Genomic DNA, 18569 nt, shown 5'->3' with positions numbered 1-18569 from the left:
ACGGGGGCACCGCCCCTACAAAGGGGGGGACAAGAACTTACTCTTGCGTCCCCTTTCTTAAGGGGGATTTAGGGGGATCGGGTGTTTGGTACAAATCAGAGAACCAGTGAGTCTCGCTCCCCTTAGACGAAGCGCAAAGAGTTGCTGTCAATAGCCAGGAAAGAAACTGATTGGACGATCGCAATCAATTCATCCGCGCCCGAAGTCTTCTTGAAAATAGCGGTACCAGCAGGCAATCCTTCGGGTGAAGCACCTAACTGATAAGTGCTAGGAGCACCTTGAAGTTGGAGGATATCTTCACTCGGGTTAAAACCGACAATCAAAGCGTAGTCGCCGCCGCCCGTGGCGGTATCGACACCATCGTTGTAATAGAACTTGGTGGCATCTCCCAGCAAGAAAGTATCATTGCCTTCAGCGCCAATCAGCGTATCGATTTCGCCTCGCCCTGGATTAGCAGCAACTCCGTCAACGCCAGTCAGAATGTCATTGCCTTCTTTGCCGTAGAGGAAATCGTTGCCAGTACCGCCGAGCAAAGCATCGTTATCTTTACCGCCGTAGAGGTTGTCGTCTCCAGCTTCGCCGGCTAAAGTATTGTTGCCTAGATCGCCGCTGATGGCATCGTTACCGTCGCCGCCATACAAAACGTCCTCACCTTTTCCTCCTAACTCGATATCGTTACCGTCGCCTCCAATCACGGTGTCATTGCCGTCGTTGCCAAATAGGAGATCGTTGCCGTCGTCGCCAAATAAGGCATCGTCACCTTTGCCTCCGAAGAATGTGTTGTTTTCGCTATTGCCGATTAAGGTGTCGTTGCCTTTGTTGCCGTAGACGGGAATGTTAGCGTCGATCGCCACGATCGCGTCATTGCTGTTGCTGCCGATATTCCCTGACGCTGAGCCTGTCGGTGCGGGTGCGTTGGTGACTGTGAGTGCGATCGGCAGTGCGATCGTCACAGGCGGTGCGGGAGTGAAAACGGGTGTGGGTGCAACCGGTATCGGTGTGGGTGTTGGCGCCGTGGGTGCAACTGGTATCGGTGTGGGTGTTGGCGCCGTGGGTGCAACCGGTGTCGGCGTAGTTGGTGTCGGCGCCGTGGGTGCAACTGGTGTCGGCGCGGTTGGTGTTGGCGCCGTGGGTGCAACTGGTGTCGGCGCGGTTGGTGTCGGCGCCGTGGGTGCAACTGGTGTCGGCGCGGTTGGTGTCGGCGCGGTTGGTGTCGGCGCGGTTGGTGTCGGCGTCGTGGGTGTTGGCGTGGTGGATGCGTCTGATAAATTAGCCGCGAGAATCTCGGTACCAGAGAGGTTTTTGATGGTTTCGATGAAGCCCGTACCCGCGAGGGTTGGGGAAGTACCAAAGAAGTCTAAAATTACAACTTCTTTTTCAACATCCGTAGCCAGCGCGATCCCGTCTTCGTTAGTGTCAATCACTAAACTCGTGCCTTGTCTGGCCAAGCCTGTATTTCCCCGTGACAATGACAGGGAGAGGGTAGGGCTGGTAGTGATTCTGTAGCCTGTAAAATCAGTAAAGTCTAAGCGATCGATCCCACCAGCATCCTGAATTTGCAGTTGATTCGCCCGCTCAGTATAGATTAGATAGCGATCGTTACCTGCACCGCCTCGCAGCACCGAGTCGCGATATTGGTTGCCGCCATATACGTCATTGAGCGTATCATCGCCAGCACCCCCTTCTAAGGTGTTAGCACCACCTGATGTGAGGCTGTCATTGCCCGCACCGCCATCCAAAGTTTGATTGGCGCCACCACCTTGTAGCGTGTCTTCGCCATCGCCACCCGCGAGACTGGAATTGCCACCGAAAACTCCACTGAGGCTGTCATTGCCAGTACCGCCATCCAGGGTGTCCTTGCCACCGCCGGCGGCATCCAGGGTGTCATTGCCCCCACCCCCACTGAGACTGTTGTTTCCTGTCTCGCCATACAAACTGTCGTTGCCCTCAAGGCCAACGAGCGTGTCATCGCCATTGCGGCCATAGATGTCGTCCTTACCGGCCGTGCCTGTGAGGGGATCGTCGCCGGGAGTACCGTAGATTCTATAGATGCCGTCCGTATAGGATACAGAGATTGCTTCGGGTGTTGCCATATTTTTTTCCTCCTTTTGGGGTAGGAAAGAAAGCAAACAGCCAAACTCGCAAAAGCTTAATACCAGTAGAAATAGGTAGCCCTCTATAAATTTGGCTATCTAAAATAATTATAAATCCGTGCCACCAGACTATGTTGCCAAACTGGCAGAAATTGACAATTATTTACCTATTAATTTTATTAGATACCCAGGCGAACCGCTAAGATGTAAAAAGCCACATTCCGCACCCACTACCTATAGCGGTGTCACATGGTCTTTATGGGCTATCTATAGCGTAATTCTAAAGACTCAATTGCTATAGATAGCGGACAAATAGTTTGGCTTCCCCTATATAGCAATCCTAAGTGATTTTCTAGATACGTAAAATCTGAAAGTTTTGCTATACAACAAGTTTAGGAAGAAAAGAGGGCGTTGTGCTGTGAGACTCAGATCGGATTGCTATAGATAGCGTATGTGACACTTTAGGGTGAGGAATGTGGGTAAAAACATTGTTACAACTGGCTGATATCTATCTAGATTCCTATCCCTAAGCCGGTGCAAATTCGACGGTAGATCCCTTAGAAGTTGGATTACCAATAGTAGTGAGGGAGGGCAATAATTTGCGTTCCCGACAAGGGGCGGCAATCCTGAGAGACATCTAGTTGTTTGATTTAATTGCTGACAGCGAAGAGTCTTATATTAACTTGAGTGTCGCACTCGGAATTAATGGGGAATTGAAAGCAAAAGCGCGAGAAAATCGAGCAAAAGATGCAGCAGCAACCGAGGTTTCTGGACAGTCGCGCTTATTCGGCTGCTTTGGGTTCGGTATTTGAAAAAATGCTAATAGTCAATCAACTTTAGAAGTCATGTTACCTACTCAACTACGAACGGTCAAAAGAGAGGAAGGTCGTCCTCGCTACAAAGGGTTTTTTATGAGAATGGGTATTCTCTTTGAAGCGATCGCCCGTTTAATCTTTCATCAGTAGTGAATTTTGTCAACTTTCTTGTTAAGAAAGATGTCGATCGAGTATAGCTGGAGAAGGGGGACTTGTTGGGTTTGAGCCCTCGTCATAGTTGGGTTTGAGCCCTCGTCATAGTTGGGGCCAGATCCCCCCTAACCCCCCTTAATAAGGGGAGTAGGGGGTGGGACAGGAATCTTCTCAAAGTCCCCCTTCTTAAGGAGAATTTAGGGGGATCTCGCCTTAAAGCGATCGATAAACGCGATAGTTAATTTCAGGGAAAATATTATCAATCTCCTCAACCTTCTCCAACCAACCCGAATCAACTTTCCCTTCTTTCACTTCATCGTAAAGCTTGTGAAAGCGCATTAAGTGCGATCGAGTCCGCCGCACTGCATAGGGCACCATCGTCCCTGTACGCATGATAAACGCCCAGTCAGAAGATTGAGCTAGCAGCACTTCCCGCGCCGCTTGGTTCAAAGCGCGCCACTGCAATTCATCCGCAGGTTCCATGCTTCCCAACTCAATCATCCGTTCCGCTGCTTTGTGCAAGTGCGGGTAAATCCAAGCATTGGTATCGTTGAGCCAATATTCGTGGAAACCCCGGAAACCCCAGCTAGACTGAGACGGGCGGCACACTTGCTGAGTCGGATTTCCCCGCAAATAATCGGCTAAGTGCGTCATGTCGTAGGTATTTTGGTCGTACCAACTCTTGCGGAACAAGTAATCTAAGAACCAAGGCCCTTCGTACCACCAGTGACCGAAAAGTTCGGCGTCGTAAGGCGAAACAATAATCGGCGGACGCTGCATAATGCCGTTGAGGTGTTCGACTTGGCGTTCCCGGTTAAAAGCAAAGTTGCTGGCGTGTTCGGCTGCTTTTTCCCTTGCCCAGTAAGGATCGTACAACTGTTTATCGCCTAAACCCAATCCGCGACCGGTGATTTTGTGATATTTAATCCCGGTATTTTTCCGCTGGCCGTTGGGCATGATGTAGGGCTTAATGTAATCGTAGTCAGCTTCCCAGCCCAAATCTTTGTAGAATTCGCGGTATTCGGCGGCCCCTGGATAGCCGACTTCGGAAGACCAAACCTGCTGCGAGGATTCGTGATCCCGGCCGAAGGCTGCGACTCCGCATTCGGTGAAAATTGGGGCGTAGCTGCCGTAGCGGGGACGCGGGCGGGCGTAGAGGATGCCGTGACCGTCTGTGAGAAAGTAGCGGAGGCCGGCGTCGGCTAACATCCGCTCTAACCCTTCATAGTAGGCGCATTCGGGCAGCCAAATACCTTTTGGTCGGCGGCCGAAGTTGGCTTCGTAGTTGTCGCAAGCTACTTGAATTTGTGCCCAAACTGCTTCGGGGTACATTTTCATCAGCGGTAGGTAGCCGTGGGTGGCACCGCAGGTGATGATTTCGAGGTTGTTGGTATCTTGGTGTTCTTTGAAGGCTTTGACTAAATCTCGATCGTACTTTTCCCAAAAGTTGCGGACTTGAGAGAAATGGGCGGCGTAATGTTCTGCCAAGTAGCGGAGGTGACCGTTGCCGCTATTGTGTTCGATTTCGAGATCCGCTAATTCTTCGAGTTTAGCCAAGTGGTCGTCGAAACGGTCTTGCAGCAAGGGATCGCGCAGCATGGCAACCAAGGGCGGCGTCATGCTCATGGTAATTTTAAAGTCGATGCCGTCGCGCTTGAGCCCCTCAAAGACTTGCAACAGGGGAATGTAGGTTTCCGCGATCGCCTCAAACAGCCATTCTTCTTCTAAAACGTAGTCGCTTTCGGGGTGGCGGACAAAAGGCAAGTGGGCGTGGAGAACGAGGGCGAGGTAGCCAATAGTCATAAAAAAAATCGGTAAGTGGGTTCCTCAGCGTCTTTAGGGCTGAGAGGGAAACGGGTCGGCGGTTTGAACCGCCGTGAATCTTTCCATTACACGGGGATTGCTAGATGGGAGTGTACTTTTGTAATGTACTTTCAGTGGGACAATTACCACATCAAACCTCGCAATCCTGTACGCATAATGTGCGCTCCATCCGGAGCCTCTATAAGATGGGTAATGTTAGCTTGTGCCTTAGTTAAGGGCCGATACTATATTTAGGACACTGATTTAACCCAATAAGTCTATTTAATCCTAAATTTCGCTTGGCAAGGAACTAGCTTCGCATTCCCTGGTAGGTCTTTAACTGCTTCGTAAAACTTGCCTAAACTTTTCTAAAGTCGTCTTTAGTTGTTCAGTGTTCACTTCCTACGCTATTGGGTAGTCGGCTATCCCAAGATAAGTAGGCTATCCCCCTCAAGCCGAGGGTTCCCAATTTAAAATGTTGATACTTGCGTTCAAATCGCGGTCAATCGATATACCACAAACCGGACAATCATAAGTCCTAACGATTAGTGGCATATCTTTTTTGTTGCCACAATTCGAGCAAATTTTAGAACTAGGAAACCACTGGTCTACTAGCACCAACTTCGAGCCATACATTTTGCACTTATAGTCGAGCTGACGCTTGAATTCATAAAAACCTAGGTCAGATATTGCCCCAGCCAGTTTGTGGTTTGCCATCATCCCTTTTACATTCAAGTCTTCAATCTTAATCAGCTTGAAAGTTTTAGCTAAGTAAGTCGTCAGCTTGTGTAAAAAGTATGAGCGAATGCAAGCTATCCGCGCGTGAATTCGACCGATTTTCTTGTAGGTTTTGCGCTGGTTGTTAGAACCTTTTACCTGTTTTGAAGCTTGGCGCTGCAATCTGGCAAGCTTGGTTTTCGCTTGCTTCAGGGGTTTTGGTGCCTCAAAAACTTGCTGGTTTGACAGAGTGGCCGCATATTTAACCCCTAGGTCAATTCCTACCGATTCTTGAGTTTGCTCAAATGGTAAGCGTTCTGCGTCAACACAGAACGATACAAACCAGCGATTTCCTTCTTTTGACAAAGTGAAAGTCTGAGAAACGAAACTGCATTTCAGCGGTTCGTGCAGTCGAAATGTTCCGAGCGTGGGAATCTCGATCGTATTTCCAGCACTTAGAAGAACTTTTCCATTAGATGAATCAACCCTAAAGGATTGACCGTCTCGGCGGCTTGCAAACCTGGGATGACCCGACGCACCTGAACGATACCGACTAAACGCATCTTTTAAGTCAATTAAAGCATTTTGGTAGACTCGGCTCGATAGCTGATTCATCCAAGCAAATTCAGGTTGTTTTTTGACGTGATTTGTCAAAACCTTTTTAATTTCATTAATTACTTTAGAGTCAGAAAGCTTGCTTTCGCTGTACATTTGAGTGCGAAGGCTTAACCCAAAGTTAAACACAACCCGCCTAAATCCCGCGTGTTTTGCCATCAAGGTCGCTTCGTTGTTATTTAGTTTTAGCGCTCTTTTGATGGCAAACACAATAGAACTTCCTCCGGGAAATTAACTATGGATAAGTTTAACAAACTATTTGGCGATTTAGTCCGGCTCTTACCGTTAACGTAGTAGGCAGGTACGCATCTGGTCAACTATGGTTTAAGTCAAAGGCCCGAAGCAAGCGTGTCTTGAGACTTGGGTCGTTGACAGTGATTTGGATGTCGTACTTATTAACTGACGCCATTTAGGGACAGCTTTAAAATATTTTAAGATTTTATGCTGAAACGGGACTCACAAAATGCGGTGTTTTTTTAATGGCCTTTCTCTAACAAACTAAATGTCAGCAAATTCTGATTTTCTGCTTGCTGTCGGATTAGGGCTGCTGCTGTTTGAGAGTCTACTGCCTTTGAGAAAAAGAATCCCTGGGCGTACTCACATTTTAACCCTTTTAGTATAGATAGTTGCGAAGCTTCTTCGACTCCTTCGGCTACTACATCCATGCCTAAATTGTGGGACAAAGTAACGATCGAGCGCACAATTTCTGTCGGGTCAATGCCTCCTTTACTGAAATCGAACTCACCTCCCATCCTGCTAACAAAAGAGCGGTCTATTTTTAAGGTATTGGTGGGGAAGCGGTGCAGGTAGGAGAGCGATGAATAGCCGGTGCCGAAGTCGTCAATGCACAAGTGTATGTTTCGGGTTCTGAGCTGCACCAGCATTGCTGTTACTGATTCGGAATTTTCTATGAGTACGCTTTCGGTAATTTCTAGTTTTAAACTGCTGCCGTCGAGGTGAGTTTCTGCGAGAACTTGGTCGATGTATTCGATTAAATCTGGCTGAGAAAATTGTTTGACAGAAATGTTGACGCTAACGCTCAACGGGGGGTTGCTGGGAAATAGCTGCTGCCACTGGCGGATTTGGTGGCAAGCTGTGCGGAGTACCCAGCGGCCGAGGGGTACGATCAAGCCGGTTTCTTCGGCGATGGTGATGAATTCGCCGGGGGAAACTAAGCCGCGTTCTGGATGCTGCCAGCGCACTAGGGCCTCAAAACTGGTAATTGTGTTATTGGCGATCGACACGATCGGCTGGTAGTGAATAATAAACTGGGGCGCTGCGGATAAGGGAGGTAAGGCTGATTCGGGGGATGGGAGAAAGTCTTCTTCTCTGGCCGGCTCTTTAATTGATTCGATCGCCCGCCGCAGGTCGTTTTCTAGCTGCAACAGCCGCAAAGCGTGGGCGTGCATGGAACTGTTGAAAACTTCGTGTCGGGCTCTGCCGAGTTCTTTGGCGCGGTACATTGCTGTGTCGGCATCGCGCAGCAGGGTTGTCGGTTCTTGGTATTGGCCAGAACTCAAAGCTATGCCGATGCTGGCGGTGATAAATACTTCGTGTCCGTCTAGAAGGAGAGGGGAGGTGATTTTCTTTTGCAGGCGGTTGACAATGGTGGTAGCTTCATTGATGCCATCGATGTCTTCTAGCAACAGCACGAACTCGTCTCCTCCGAGGCGGGCCACTGTATCTCCGGGCCTCATACAAGCTTCCAGACGCCGCGCGATCGATACTAGCAATTGATCGCCGATGGCGTGGCCGAGGGAATCGTTGACTACTTTAAATCTATCTAAATCGAGAAACAGCACCGCAAACAAGTAGTCTTTGCGCCGTTGGGCCAGCCTCAGAGCGTGTTCGAGCCGATCGGTAAATAGCGATCGGTTGGGCAATCCGGTGAGGGCGTCGTGAAAAGCATCGTGCAGCAGTTGTTCTTCGGCGAGTTTGCGCTGAGTGATGTCGTGACAGTTAATCACGATTCCCTTGACTGCGGGATCGTACAGCAAATTGGTGGCTACAGCTTCTACATAACACCAGGAACCGTTGCGGTGGCGGACTCGGTACTCAACTGGGTTCTGGCTTCTTTTGGGGTTGTCAATGGCTTTGTGGAGGGTTTCGGCGATCGTGGCGCAGTCGTCGGGGTGAACTATTTCTAAGGCGCTGCGCCCGATCGCCTGGTGGGGCGCGTATCCTAAAATTCGCTTGACGGAAGGACTGATGTAGCGGAAGATTCCTTCGGCGTCGAGAATGATCGTGATGTCTGTGGCGTTTTCAATCAGCGAGCGAAATCGCTGTTCGCTTTGGCGCAGCGCTGATTCTGCTTGTTTGCGATCGCTGATGTCGAGGGCTACTCCGTCTATAATTACGTCGCCGTTTTCGTTTTTGGAAAATTTAGCGCTGTCTTGTACCCACTTGACCTCCCCAGACCTCAGAACGATGCGGTACTGGCGATCGCACGGCAAAAGACTCGCTCTCGATGCTGCTACGCGGCTGTGACACGAGCTTTTGTCCTCTGGATGGATGATTTCGGTCAACAGTTCCGGGTGCGAAATCACTTCTTCGGCCGCGAACCCAGTAACTTCGCGCACCCCCGGACTGATGTAGGGCATGGACATTGTGCCATCTGGATGCAGCACGGTGCGGTAGACTGAGCCGGGAATGTTGGCTGCCATTGTGGCTAGCTGCTGCTGGATGCCGCAGACTGCTGCTTCGGCGCGCTTGCGTTCTGCAAGTTCGGTTTGGGCTTGTTGGTAGAGTTCGGCTTGGTGGATCGCGATCGCGCACTGATCGGCTATGGCTTTGAGTAGCGACAGTTCTTCTGCGCTCCAAGAGCGCGCCCGATCGCACTGATAGAGGCTAATTCCTCCCAAAAATGACTGCTGGTAGAGCAGCGGGGCGATCGCGACGGCGCGAAACCCTACCAACTCTGCTGATTCTTGCAGCGACGCGCACAGTGTCGATAACTCGTCGATGCTCAGGGTTTCCCCGGCCGCGAGTCCGGATTGGTAGTGCTCGGCCACTTTGCAATTTAGCCCGACGAACCGTTCTCTGTCGGATGCTTTGCTGATGTAGCGAACTTTGATGCCGCCTTCAGCATCTGGCTGCAAGATGGCGCAGGCGCTGATTTCGAGAGCTTCGTGCAGTTGATCTGCGGTGGTTTGCAGCACTTCGTCGAGTACAAGGGTGAAGCGCATGGCTTGGAGGATGCGGTTGACGATCGCTTCTCGCTGAGCTTGCCGCTGAATTTTGGCGATCGCTTCTTGTTGCTGGCGCCGCATTTTGTATTCTTGGAGCGATCGTTCTAAGACTGTTGGCAACCTAAACAGCCGCCCTTTTAATACGTAATCGGTCATTCCGGCTTTGATGCACTCAACTGCCGCTTCTTCTCCCAAACTTCCCGTTACTAAAATTAAGGGTATGTCTTGCCCTAATTCCTGCATTAATTTCAATACTTCTAAACCGTTGAAGCCGGGGAGGCGGTAATCTGAGAGTACAGCATCGTACTGGCAATTTTCGAGCAGTTTTCTGCACTCTGTTGCTGTTTCGGCAGTGTCGCACTTAAAATTTACCCCCCCCGATTCTAAGGCGAGCACTATTAATTCCATATCTTCTGCCATGTCTTCGATAATCAACAGTTTTAATGTTGATTCCGCTACCATTTTTAGTAGATAGTTTGTCTGATTTATATCTAACATAAGGTATTGGGTAGGTTGTCAATTGGTTATTCGTGTTTTTGCTAGTATTTTTTAGACTGAGTTTTGTTGTTAATTTTATCTCGATTTTTTTAGTAATTTTTAGCAAAATCAATTCTCTACTCTACTCGCAAGACCTTTATTTAGCACCGGCAGTCGAGGGCTGACCGAACCGATTGGGGATCGTCCCAATTTTTAAAACAGCGTTTTTTAGGAGTACGAGCATCTTGCACAGCCAGACCCGGATCTTTCGCTTCCATGCCTAACAGTGAATACTCCTGTCACAACAAAATTCTCACGCTCTCACCGATTGTGACTTATTTAAGTGTATAAGAGTTTTAAATTCAGAATTTAAAACTCTTGTACACTTAACTTATGAATCTATATTACCGTTTGAGATTGTTTGCCCTAGTTTAAAGTAAAACGTGGCTCCTTGACTAGGTAGGCTTTCGGCCCAAACCGTGCCGCCGTGGCGGTGAATAATCCGCTGGACGATCGCCAAACCGATCCCCGTACCTTCAAATTCTCTCTGGGAGTGCAGCCTCTGAAAGGCTGCAAACAGGCGATCGGCATATTCCATCGGAAAACCCACGCCGTTATCCTTGACAAAAATCGTCCCATCAGGTAAACCCTCAATAACTATTGTAGCCGGAGTGCGTCCGCGGCTGAACTTGACGGCGTTGCTAATCAAGTTGCTGAACACCTGTTGCAGCAAGGTTGGATCTCCCATTACTGTGGGCAAATCTCCGACGACAAATTCAACGCTGTGGGGAGTTTGGGCCGGATCTGCGACAGTTGGTGGTTTAGTCAATTTAATCGCATTTTGTACCAAACGGCTCAGATCGATCGGAATTTGCCTCAACTCGGTGCGAGTCACCCGCGACAGGGCGAGCAAACCGTCAATCAACAGGCTCATTTTTTGGCTGCTGTCTTCAATTATTTCCATATAGTGAACTATTTTGCGATCGCTCAAAGCCTCAGTTAATTCTAGCCGCTGTTTCAACGCTTCTACAAAACCTGTAATGTGCCGCAAAGGTGCGCGCAAGTCGTGGGAAACTGAGTAAGAAAAAGATTCTAATTCTTGATTGGCAGCTTCTAATTGCTCTGTGCGTTCTGACAAAGCTTGTTTTGTCTCTACCAACTCAGTGATATCGCGAGAAGTGCCAATTAAAGCATAAACCTCACCGTCGAGATTTCTGAGGGGAATTTTAAAAGTATCGTAGTAAGTAGTGCCACCCGACCTCACAAATTTATCCTGCAAGTGCAGAGTTTCGCCTGTTTCAAATACCTGCGAATTTTCCCGACAGTATTGTGCGGCTCTTTCTGGGGAAAAACATTCACAAACCGTTTTACCCTGCATCTCTTTTCTGCTATTTAATCCAGCCGTTTTGGCAACAGATTGGTTGACAAAAGACAGGCGCATATTCTCGCGATCCACCACAAAAATGTGATCGGGCAAAGCATCAAAAAAAGTCTCTAACTCTGCGGTACGCTGCGCGACTTGAGCTTCTAAAGTTTCGTTGAGTTCTTTAAGTTCAGATTCTACTCGTTTGCGTTCGGTAATATCTTGACCAATGCCGATACACCTGCCGTCGGAAAGGCGAACATTTGCCCAAGAAGTGTCGATAATTCGCCCGTCTCTAACTTGTGTTTTGAAGTCGCTCCAGTTCTGATTTGCTGCTTGGATTTCATCCCAAACATATTGACGGTATTCCGGCTGCGGATAAAATTCCGCCAAGATATCGCGGTCTTTGATTTCTGCCAAACTCCAGCCTAGCACTTGTTCCCAGTGGCGGTTTACCCAGTTTATTTGACCGTTTTTATCTAAGAAAGCAAGCATGATCGGCACGTTGTCGAAGATAGTTTGCAGCAGTTCTTTTTGCTGTTTTAATGATTCTTCGGCTTGTTTGCGATCGCTGATGTCGAGTACGGAACCGATAAATTGTAAAATTTGTCCGTCTGGGGTTTTTTTGAAGATTTTAGAGCGAGCGTGCACCCAGCGCCATTCCCCATTTTTGTGTTTGATTCTGTAGTCTCTGTCATCCGTTTCATAGGGATTCCTGCTGTGTTTTAGTCGCTCCATACCTGTAGTTAGCTTTAACAGATCATCGGGATGAACTAAGTTAGCGATAGCATGTGTACCCAAATCTTGCAATTCTTGGGGAGTGTAGCCGAGTATGGCTGTGACAGATTCATTTGCATAAATATTTTTGTTTTTTACTGCATCATAAATGTAAAGAAAGTTGGGGATAGTTGTCAGGATGCTCTCTAAAAGTTGCTGATGTTTTTGCAGTTCCAATTCGGTCTGTTTGCGCTCGCTTAAGTCCAGCACAAAACTGACGCCTAACTGCTTAGTTCCTTCTAAAAATGTGCTGCCCAGCATCACCGAAACGCGGCTACCATCGGAGCGTATAAATTCTTTTTCAAAGGGAACAACCGTATTTCTAGCCTTCAGTTCGACAACTTTTTCTGTATCTAAACGCACGTATTCTGGTGGTGTCATTTCTTGCCAGTTAACTCTTCCGGCAAGCAGATCGTCCCGCGTATAATTTACCGTGTTTAAAAAAGCGGCATTGGCATCTGTAATGCTGCCGTTAAGATCCCAAAAAATTAGCCCGATCAAGTTAGAATCAACTATGGCTTTAAATTTGGATTCGCTTTGTCGCAACTGAGATTCGACTTGTTTTAGTTCTGTGATGTCGCGGGCGATAACTAAAATTGTTTCGACTGAATTGTCTTCAGCAAACTCGGGACTGATTCGACTTTGGTAGTATTTGATACCGTTAGGAGTAGCCAATTCAAATTCTATAGTTTCTTGTTTACCAGTACCGAAAACTTTTGAAAAAGCCTCATCCCACAAGTTGCAAAGCTGTGCCGGCATTCCTAATTCTTTGTTACTTTTGCCGATGAATTCGCCCCGGAGTTTTCCGGTAACAGTTTCGACTGCTTGGTTGACGTAAAGGTGGCGAAATTCTCGATCGAACCGGGCGATGATATCGGTCGCATTTTCCGCTAGGGTACTGAAAGCTTTTTGGCGCCGATGCAGTTCTTCTTGAATGCGGTGGCAATCGGTTATGTCTCTGGCAAAAGAGAGAATTGAAACTACTGTTCCCGATTCATCTATTAGTGCAGAATTGTACCATTCGCAATGAATTACCGAGCCATCTTTAGTATAATTTCGGTTGCGGCAAACGTTACGGGGTTCTCTGTTGTGTAACAGTTGATGTATGACGGTGTACACTTGCTCGAAGTCTTCTTGATAAACTATTGACCATTCGTGCCAGTATTTGCCGATTACTTCTGCTGCACTCCAGCCAAATATTTGTTCTGCCATTGGCGACCACCGCACTACCCGAAATTCTTTGTCCCATTCTACAACTGCCATTGGTGAGTTTTCTAGGTGAAATTCCCGCCGCGAGTTGGCTTTTTTTATTTGAGTTTGAAGTTGCTGCCGGAGTTGCTTCGCCCTGGCAAAGCAGTCGCTAATTTCCTGTGTGTTTGCTGAGCCGGTGTTGGCAATGCGAGCAATGGTTTCTGCTGTTTGTTTTTCGAGTTCGTTCCAAGCGAGTTCGAGGGCTGATTCCGCCTGCTCTAGCTCAGTGATGCTGTTCTGAAACAGTGCGGCACTTTTAACTGGAATTTCAGGCATAGTTTTGACACTTAGGCAAGTGTTACTTTTAGAATGCAAAATAAAAGCTTAAAAATTAAAAATATAGAATTTCCTGTTAAATTATACATTCTTAATTTTTAGTTGGTGGGCGGAGCAGATAGTTGGAGGCGGCGGGCATTATTAAAGACTTCCAGTAAAAGGATTTGGGGTGTAGATCGATCGGCAATCGTAGTCGATCGATCTAAAACTCTCCTGGGTAAGGGAAGGGTGCGGGCAGGAGCAGGCGCTAAGTATATTTTTGCACAGAGTTGTTGTTTGGGGGCGCTCAAAAGGAGATTGGCGTGGCTGCGGGCTTGGGTCGATCGCGAATCTGTAGCAGGGCTTTGCCTGTGCAGATCCCCATGAGTCTCAACTAAACACGCTTTCTCAAAGTCCGGCAGGTTTAAACCCCTGCCGGACTTGGGGTTTGACGCGCTTGTTGGCGCCAATGAAACCGGCCCTAGCTACAAATAATCTCCCATCAGTTTGGTCAATAAAAAGCTAAAATAAAATCTAAAGTTATTCAGTCTTGTAGGTCGCTTATGACTGCTGCTGCACCAGTTAAAACTCAGTACGAAGCCATTATCGGTCTTGAAACTCATTGTCAATTGAGTACGAATACTAAAATTTTCTCCAGTTCTTCTACAGAATTTGGCAATCCCCCAAATACTAACATTGACCCAATTTGTATGGGAATGCCTGGAGTATTGCCAGTATTAAATCAAAAAGTTCTGGAGTATGCGGTGAAAGCAGGGCTCGCTCTCAACTGCTCCATCGCACCTTACAGTAAGTTTGACCGCAAGCAGTATTTCTATCCGGATTTGCCGAAAAATTATCAAATTTCTCAGTTCGATTTGCCGATCGCTACTAACGGTTGGCTAGAAATTGAACTGGTGGATGAGACAGGAAATTCTACTAGAAAAAAAATCGGGATCACTCGCTTGCACATGGAGGAAGATGCCGGAAAATTGGTTCACGGCGGCAGCGATCGGTTGAGCGGTTCAACTTATTCAATGGTGGATTACAACCGCGCCGGTGTGCCTCTAATCGAAATTGTTTCGGAACCGGATTTGCGATCGGGTGCGGAAGCTGCCGAATACGGTCAAGAATTGCGCCGGATCGTGCGCTACATCGGCGTTGGCGACGGGAATATGCAGGAAGGTTCGCTCCGGTGCGACGTGAATATTTCGGTGCGCCCCGTTGGCCAAAAAGAGTTCGGCACGAAGGTGGAAATTAAAAATATGAACTCTTTTAATGCGATCGAACGGGCGATCGATTACGAGATCGAGCGCCAAATTCAAGCTCTGGAAAATGGCGAAACCATCGTCCAAGAAACGCGGCTTTGGGATGAAAACAAGCAGTGTACTTTCAGTATGCGGGTTAAGGAAGGTGCGAGCGATTACCGGTATTTCCCGGAACCGGATTTGCCTCCGATCGAAGTTTCGGCCGAGCAATTGCAGGATTGGAAAGCTCAACTGCCGGAATTGCCGGCAATGAAGCGCAATCGCTACGAAACTGAGCTGGGTCTTTCTCCCTACGACGCGCGGGTGCTGACTGACGACAAAGCGGTAGCGGAGTATTTTGAAAAATCGATCGCCGCCGGTGCTGTGGCTAAACAAGCTGCGAATTGGGTGATGGGCGATATTACTGCTTATCTGAAAAATGAAAAACTGGCGATCGCACAAATTCCTTTCCAACCGCAGGATTTAGCCGAACTGCTGGGGTTAATTGAGGCCGGTACGATCAGCGGCAAAATCGCTAAGGATATTTTGCCGGAGTTGCTGGCAAACGGTGGTTCGCCTCAGAAGTTTGTTGAGAGCAAGGGTTTGATTCAAATTTCGGATACTGGGGCGATCGATCGGGCGATCGATGCGGTGTTGGCCGCCAATCCCAAGGAGCTCGAACAGTACCGAGCCGGTAAAACTAAGCTGCTGGGCTTTTTTGTCGGCAAGGTGATGAAGGAAACGGGCGGCCGCGCCGATCCCAAATTGACCAACGAGCTGCTGGTGGCGAAGCTTAACGCCCCAGGCTAAGCAGTCGTTAAGGGGCTCGTGTAGCGGATACAGCGGCGGGCGATCGGTTTTTCCCGAGCTCGCCGCCCTCTGGCCCTTCTCTTTGGATGGTAACTTTATAATTAATATAGATTTCTTTACAACATCTTTACGTTTGGGGGTGACACCCCTCATACCAATCGTGTTATATTGTGTTATGTAGATGCACCCTGATGGCAGAGAGAGTTACTTAGGTAGCTCTCTCTTTTTTTTGTCTTTTTTTTTGCACGGACGTGAAAATACGGATGGGGGAGAGGAGGATTGGCCGTACCGATGCCCGATTACCGATTACCGATTAGCAATTACCGCTTTGAGTCGATTAATATCAACTTTAGTTATTAACTAATTTTGACATTATGAGCGAACAAGCTAGCGAGCTAATCAAGCAGGGGATTTCGCAATATCAGGCGCGCCAATTTGAGGCGGCGCTGGGTTCTTGGCAGCAAGCGCTGGGGCTGTATCGCTCAATGGACGATAAGCGGCGATCGGGTGCGGCGCTGGGTAATATGGGCGTAGCTTACGAAGCGCTGGGAAATTACGCTCAGGCGATCGACTGCTACCAGCAGCATTTGGTGTTAGCGCGGGAAATTCGCGATCGCCGGGGTGAGGCAAATGCTTTGGGAAATCTGGGCAATGCTTGCTGTGCTCTGGAGGATTTTTCTGGTGCTATTGATTACCAGAAACAGCGTTTGGCGATCGCGCGGGACACTGGCGACGGGCGCTCTGAATTGGAAACTTTGGGCAATTTGGCGCTAGCTTACGATGCTAAGGGAGATTTGCCTGGTGCGATCGAATGCTATCACCAGCAGTTGTCGATCGCGCGCGCCTGCAAGGACGATCGCATTGAGCGCAATGCTCTCAAAAATTTGAAGCTTGCTTACAAGTATCTAGCAGATTACGAGAAGGCTAACCAGTACCGACAGCAGCAATTGGCAATCTTCCGGGAACAGTTTTTAATTAATAAAAATAATAGTTTTGTACAACTTGCAGAAACAGTTGGTTTGAATCCGATTGAGGATTTTGCCGGAGCTAACTTAAGCGGTTTTGACTTGCACTACGCTGATTTTAACGGTGCGGATTTGCGCGAAACCAACCTCCGAAGCGCAGATTTGACTTTGGCCGATCTCAGCGGTGCTTTGCTGAGCGCTGCTATTTTAATTGATGCTAATTTGTGCAATGCTAATTTGCGGGATGCTGAACTCAGCAGCGCCAATTTGAGCGGTGCTGATTTGCGGACAAAGCTGCCCCGCGCGAATTTGAGCGGTGCAAATTTAACCGGCGCCAATTTGAGCAGTGCTTATTTACCGAATGCGATTTTAGTAAATGCAAATTTAACAAATACAGATTTCAAGAATGCTGATTTAAGTGGTGTTAATTTGAGCGGTGCGAATTTAAACGGTGCTGATTTGAGCCGCGCTGATTTGAAAAATACGGTGGTGAAAAATGCGAACTTTTCTGGTTGTCTGGGAATTTCGGAAGCCGTGAAGGTTGAATTGACCGCACGGGGTGGAATTTTTGAGTAGAATTGGAAATGTTGGTAATTGTAGAGGGTAATAAAAGCTATGACTGCCGTAACTGCAAAACGATTCTCGATCGCCGAATATCACCGTTTGGGAGAACTGGGATTTTTCGCCCCCGATGACCGAGTTGAATTGATTCGCGGAGAAATTATTATGATGGCTGCTAAAGGTACGTTTCACTCTGTTTGTAATTCGCTGCTGTTAGGAGAGTTGTACCCGCTGCTGGGAAAAAGGGCGATCGTGCGCGGTCAAGAACCCATTATTTTGACGGATGATAGCGAACCAGAGCCTGATGTTGTTATTGCCCGCAATCGTTCTGACAATTATTTATCTTCTCACCCGGAGCCTGCTGATATTTTGTTGGTAATTGAGGTTGCCGATTCTACGTTGAAGTACGATCGGAGAACGAAGTTGCCTCTCTATGCTGAAACAGGGATTCCTAATTATTGGATATTTAATTTGCTTGACAACCAACTGGAAATGCACAGCGAACCTTATCAGAAACAAAACGGGAGTTATAGTTATCAATTGCAACGAGTTGTTTTGCCAAATCAGACGGTGGTAATTCCGGGTTTTCCCGAGTTGTCTCTAGATTTATCTTCGGTATTTCCGGCGCAGATTGGTTAGTAAAAAATCTGGCTCGACCGCACATATTTTAACTCAGTAATTAAACAGCGATCGAGCTTTTTTCGATGATATAATATAAAATTGCAAACGCGATCGAGCATAAAACTAGCACTCTCCTCCCAAACAATTTGGTTTCTGACCCGGGATTTATTCGCGGGAGAAATCTAAAATCTAAAATCTAAAATCTAAAATCAGATGACTGCTCAAACTCTCTCCCCGCCCGAACAAATTGTCCAGCTATCGGGTATCAGTTGGCAAACCTACGAAACTTTGCTTGCCGAAATCGGCGATCGGCAAATTCGACTGAGATATAATCGCGGCAATCTTGAAATTATGGTACCTTCTCCAGAACACGAACGCTTCAAAACAATAATGGGTCGATTTGTTGAAACCTTAGCGGAAGAATTAGAGGTGAGAATTGAGCCTCTTGGTTCCACAACTTTCAAACGTCCTGAACTTAGCGGTGCAGAACCGGATGAATGTTTTTACATCCAAAATATTAGTGCAGTTAAAGGCAAAAAAAGAATCGACCTGAATCAAGATCCGCCGCCGGATTTAGTGGTGGAAATTGATATTACCAGCCGTTCGGAAAATAGCTTGCAGGTTTATGCGGATCTGGGAGTGCCGGAAGTTTGGATTTATAATGGATCGCGACTCAGAATCAACAGATTAGAAAATGGAGAATACCTTGAGGGCGAGATCAGTTTAGCATTTCCCAGCTTACCGATATTAGAGATTGTCAGATTTTTGGAACAATCAGAAACAATGGACTATTTGGAATTAGTAAAAGCATTTCGGAATTGGGTAAAAAGCCAAATTCAGCAAAACCAATGAAGGGCGGAG

Annotated in this window: 11 protein-coding genes; 5 read left to right on the top strand and 6 right to left on the bottom strand. The window is 47.8% G+C overall.

Annotated elements, in window-relative coordinates; all coding sequences use genetic code 11:
• Positions 1 to 122 precede the first annotated feature (122 nt).
• On the bottom strand, positions 123 to 2093 hold the full coding sequence (locus OSC7112_RS05880) for a calcium-binding protein (RefSeq protein ID WP_015175046.1): 1971 nt from the start codon (positions 2091 to 2093) through the stop codon (positions 123 to 125).
• A 641-nt stretch (positions 2094 to 2734) separates the two neighbouring features.
• Here OSC7112_RS05880 and OSC7112_RS39400 point away from each other — a divergent pair.
• Positions 2735 to 2905, top strand: a complete 171-nt coding sequence (locus tag OSC7112_RS39400; RefSeq protein ID WP_190274334.1) for a hypothetical protein — start codon at positions 2735 to 2737, stop codon at positions 2903 to 2905.
• A gap of 369 nt (positions 2906 to 3274) precedes the next feature.
• On the opposite strand, the gene OSC7112_RS05875 is transcribed toward OSC7112_RS39400, so the two are convergent.
• From OSC7112_RS05875 to OSC7112_RS05855, 5 genes are all read right to left on the bottom strand, one after another.
• Positions 3275 to 4864 (bottom strand): glycoside hydrolase family 57 protein, encoded by a 1590-nt coding sequence (locus OSC7112_RS05875; RefSeq protein WP_015175045.1) that lies wholly within the window; start codon positions 4862 to 4864, stop codon positions 3275 to 3277.
• A gap of 450 nt (positions 4865 to 5314) precedes the next feature.
• Positions 5315 to 6406 carry an RNA-guided endonuclease InsQ/TnpB family protein gene (locus OSC7112_RS05870; protein ID WP_015175044.1) on the bottom strand — a complete coding sequence of 364 codons (1092 nt, stop codon included), beginning with the start codon at positions 6404 to 6406 and terminating at the stop codon, positions 5315 to 5317.
• A 266-nt stretch (positions 6407 to 6672) separates the two neighbouring features.
• Positions 6673 to 9882, bottom strand: coding sequence for an EAL domain-containing protein (locus OSC7112_RS05865; RefSeq protein ID WP_015175043.1), 3210 nt, complete (start codon positions 9880 to 9882; stop codon positions 6673 to 6675).
• Positions 9883 to 10252: 370 nt separating this feature from the next.
• Positions 10253 to 13528 carry a PAS domain S-box protein gene (locus OSC7112_RS05860; RefSeq protein ID WP_015175042.1) on the bottom strand — a complete coding sequence of 1092 codons (3276 nt, stop codon included), beginning with the start codon at positions 13526 to 13528 and terminating at the stop codon, positions 10253 to 10255.
• A gap of 98 nt (positions 13529 to 13626) precedes the next feature.
• Positions 13627 to 13977: a hypothetical protein gene (locus tag OSC7112_RS05855; RefSeq protein ID WP_041622390.1), complete on the bottom strand. Its 351-nt coding sequence runs from the start codon at positions 13975 to 13977 to the stop codon at positions 13627 to 13629.
• A 93-nt stretch (positions 13978 to 14070) separates the two neighbouring features.
• On the opposite strand from OSC7112_RS05855, the gene gatB reads away from it, so the two are divergent.
• From gatB to OSC7112_RS05835, 4 genes are all read left to right on the top strand, one after another.
• Complete coding sequence (gene gatB, locus OSC7112_RS05850) at positions 14071 to 15561, top strand: Asp-tRNA(Asn)/Glu-tRNA(Gln) amidotransferase subunit GatB (RefSeq protein ID WP_015175041.1); 1491 nt, start codon at positions 14071 to 14073, stop codon at positions 15559 to 15561.
• A 374-nt stretch (positions 15562 to 15935) separates the two neighbouring features.
• Positions 15936 to 17102, top strand: a complete 1167-nt coding sequence (locus OSC7112_RS05845; RefSeq protein WP_015175040.1) for a pentapeptide repeat-containing protein — start codon at positions 15936 to 15938, stop codon at positions 17100 to 17102.
• Between the two features lie 39 nt (positions 17103 to 17141).
• A complete protein-coding gene (locus OSC7112_RS05840; RefSeq protein ID WP_015175039.1) occupies positions 17142 to 17726 on the top strand; it encodes a Uma2 family endonuclease in 585 nt (194 codons plus the stop codon).
• 195 nt (positions 17727 to 17921) lie between these two features.
• Positions 17922 to 18560: a Uma2 family endonuclease gene (locus tag OSC7112_RS05835; protein ID WP_015175038.1), complete on the top strand. Its 639-nt coding sequence runs from the start codon at positions 17922 to 17924 to the stop codon at positions 18558 to 18560.
• Positions 18561 to 18569 lie beyond the last annotated feature (9 nt).

The organism is Oscillatoria nigro-viridis PCC 7112, from assembly GCF_000317475.1.
Classification (GTDB): Bacteria; Cyanobacteriota; Cyanobacteriia; order Cyanobacteriales; family Microcoleaceae; genus Microcoleus; species Microcoleus nigroviridis.
This window is presented reverse-complemented; position numbering and strand designations above follow the sequence as displayed.

Bases quoted from the DNA above. Each gene is read 5' to 3' on its own strand.
- OSC7112_RS05840 (WP_015175039.1), top strand. From the start codon at position 17,142: ATGACTGCCGTAACTGCAAAACGATTCTCGATCGCCGAATATCACCGT.
- OSC7112_RS05835 (WP_015175038.1), top strand. From the start codon at position 17,922: ATGACTGCTCAAACTCTCTCCCCGCCCGAACAAATTGTCCAGCTATCG.
- gatB (WP_015175041.1), top strand. From the start codon at position 14,071: ATGACTGCTGCTGCACCAGTTAAAACTCAGTACGAAGCCATTATCGGT.
- OSC7112_RS05875 (WP_015175045.1), bottom strand. From the start codon at position 4,864: ATGACTATTGGCTACCTCGCCCTCGTTCTCCACGCCCACTTGCCTTTT.
- OSC7112_RS05860 (WP_015175042.1), bottom strand. From the start codon at position 13,528: ATGCCTGAAATTCCAGTTAAAAGTGCCGCACTGTTTCAGAACAGCATC.
- OSC7112_RS05880 (WP_015175046.1), bottom strand. From the start codon at position 2,093: ATGGCAACACCCGAAGCAATCTCTGTATCCTATACGGACGGCATCTAT.
- OSC7112_RS05865 (WP_015175043.1), bottom strand. From the start codon at position 9,882: ATGTTAGATATAAATCAGACAAACTATCTACTAAAAATGGTAGCGGAA.
- OSC7112_RS05845 (WP_015175040.1), top strand. From the start codon at position 15,936: ATGAGCGAACAAGCTAGCGAGCTAATCAAGCAGGGGATTTCGCAATAT.